The organism is Candidatus Acidiferrales bacterium (assembly GCA_036514995.1).
Taxonomy (GTDB): Bacteria; Acidobacteriota; Terriglobia; order Acidiferrales; family DATBWB01; genus DATBWB01.
This window is the reverse complement of record DATBWB010000104.1, coordinates 1-2,319: the sequence shown is the minus strand read 5'-3', so window position 1 is coordinate 2,319 and position 2,319 is coordinate 1. Positions and strand designations below refer to the sequence as shown.

Sequence of the window (2,319 nt, the reverse complement as noted above, 5' to 3'; positions counted from 1 at the left end):
CGCAGGCTTTCCTTTTCAATGCCGCGCCGGATGCCCGCCAGCACCTCGCGCGGAAGTATGCCTAACCGTTGGTGCAGGCGGTTCATGCGTGTTCCCTGGAGCTGAATACCCGCTAGGGTAGCAGAACCGCGTCGGCGTTTGAGTCAATTCCAATTCAGGTATGAGCCTGAACGAGGGTGGTGAGGGATGGGTGTGCATGTGGTTACGCCGCAGGGTTATCCACGGGGCCGCCGCCCGCCACTTTGAGGCGAGAGGCAGGCGACCCGGTGGATAACCCGTGTTCATGCGGCACGTTTGGATCGATAGTGGATGGATTGGAATAGTTTGTTTCTCGCTTCGTTGAGTCGGCGTGCGGCTTCGTTGTCGCTGATGGCGGTTGCGACCGAGTCCAGTTGAGTGAAGGTGATGCCGGGTTTGAGGAAGTCGTTGGCCTTGGGCAGTGATTTGAGTTTCTCGTAGGGCGTCATCATGTTTTTTTGCAGATAGCGTTTGCGTATCTTTCCCTTGGGATCAGTGATCGTTTCGGCGAAGAAGCAGGGGCGATGGAAGTTCACGTAGGGGTTAAGAAAGTCCTGGCAGAAGGAGTTGACCTGGGCGGCGAAGCGCTGCGGGATATGCTCGTAGCCGAGATGTTTGCGCACGATGGCCCCGTTCTTGGTCTCGGCCAAGCCGTTGTCGTTGCTGTGCCTGGGGCGCGACTTGGTGAACTCGATCCTGAGCTTGTCGAGCAGTTTGGCCACTTTGTAGTTGATGTACTCCGAGCCGTTGTCGGCATGAAAGCCCAGGACCGCGAAGGGAAAGCCCGCGAGGATCTGGCGCAGCACTGGCAGCAGGAAGGCCTCGGACAGTTGCTCGCAGGTGGCGACGATCTCGTACTGAGTGACGCAGTCCACGGCGTTGATGTGATAGAGCCCCTTGACGCCGTCCTGATCGCCCTGATGCACACTGTCGATGCGGATGAAGCCGGGGCGCCCGTCTGGGGTAGGCGCGCGGCGCTGCCCGATGGGCAGGGCATAGCCGCGGGTCTTGGTCCAGTGGGCTCGGGTGGCCTGGTAGCCGGCTTGGTGACGCAGGTTATACAGGTGGGCCACGGAGATTGTAGCGAGTCGCGCGTAGCGCATGTCGCCATACACGGCCCAGGCGCGCTGCATCAAGCATTTGGTGGCTGGCCCAGAGACGGTGTTGTGCAACGCATCAGTCTGCGCGAGCAGCTTCACGTCAGCGGCGGTGAATTTGCGTGCAAAGCCGACCGCCGGGGCGCGATAGCGCTTGGCAAGCGGCTCTCCCTTGAGGTGACGACTCACGAGCCGCTTGAGCTGCGCTCGCGAGTACTCCGTGACGCGTGCCAGATAACGCATCAGCACGCCCTTATCGGCCCGAACAAGCCGGCGGTAGGCAAAGCGCCCAAGCACTGCGGCAATGAAGCCGTAGCACTCGACATCGTTGTGGATGGGCTGGAATTTGACTTCAAGGGTCCCCTCCAAAAAAGCGCGCAATTGCGCCACCGTCTTGAGCCGAGTTTCGTTCATATCGATCACCATGTGGTGGATGATCGACCCAAACCTCATGCTTCAGGCTCATACCTCGTTGGAAATACGATCCCGCCTTCAGGCTCATACCATATTGGAATAGACTTGTACTTGACTTCTGTCTTCTACTATGTTCAACTTAAGATGAATATAGGACAAAGCCATGAACATCACCATCAATGCCAAACAACTTCGTGCGTCGCTGCCGAAACTGGTTGAGTCGGTGAGACGGGGTGCGCGATACACCGTGCTTTACCGCAGCCGCCGCGCGTTTCAGATAGTACCGGTTGACGAAGCAGATATGCCGCGCGGCACCCTGCAAGCCGATCCACTGTATCGCGCCAAGGCGGTGGGCAAGTCGGTCGATGGAAAGACTGCCGCTGACCACGATGCCAGCCTATACGGCGGATGAGAAATCTTTTCGTTGACACTGCGGGCTGGGTGGCCTGCGCCGACGCCGGGGATCCGTCGCACGGGTCCGCGTGTGAGGCGCGCGATGCGGTGCTGGAGCAGGGCGCGTTGTTGGTAACGACGGATTACGTCATGGACGAAACGCTGACGCTCATCCGGATGCGTCTGGGCTTGCCGGCCGCAAGAGCATGGTGGGAGCAGGTCGAAGGCAGTTCGCGGGTACGGTGGGAATGGGTCGGGATGGAGCGCGCGGAGAAGGCGCGAAAGGCGTTCTTTCGCTTCCGTGACAAGAATTACTCCTTCACGGACTGCACGAGCTTCGTGGTGATGCAGGAATTGCGGCTCAAAGTGGCGCTGACCACGGACCGCCATTTCGGCC

Annotated in this window: 3 protein-coding genes; 2 read left to right on the top strand and 1 reads right to left on the bottom strand. The window is 59.6% G+C overall.

Annotated elements, in window-relative coordinates; genetic code table 11:
- Positions 1–281: 281 nt before the first annotated feature.
- Positions 282–1,541, bottom strand: a complete 1,260-nt coding sequence (locus VIH17_07435) for a hypothetical protein (GenBank protein ID HEY4683068.1) — start codon at positions 1,539–1,541, stop codon at positions 282–284.
- Between the two features lie 151 nt (positions 1,542–1,692).
- Between VIH17_07435 and VIH17_07430 the strand changes: the two genes are divergently transcribed.
- Both VIH17_07430 and VIH17_07425 read left to right on the top strand, forming a co-directional pair.
- A complete protein-coding gene (locus VIH17_07430) occupies positions 1,693–1,941 on the top strand; it encodes a hypothetical protein (protein HEY4683067.1) in 249 nt (82 codons plus the stop codon).
- A partial coding sequence (locus VIH17_07425; GenBank protein HEY4683066.1) for a PIN domain-containing protein occupies positions 1,938–2,319 on the top strand: 382 nt, incomplete at its 3' end. The genes VIH17_07430 and VIH17_07425, both read left to right, overlap by 4 nt.

Excerpts from the sequence above, each read along its gene's own strand:
- VIH17_07435 (HEY4683068.1), bottom strand. The coding sequence starts at position 1,541 with ATGGTGATCGATATGAACGAAACTCGGCTCAAGACGGTGGCGCAATTG.
- VIH17_07430 (HEY4683067.1), top strand. The coding sequence starts at position 1,693 with ATGAACATCACCATCAATGCCAAACAACTTCGTGCGTCGCTGCCGAAA.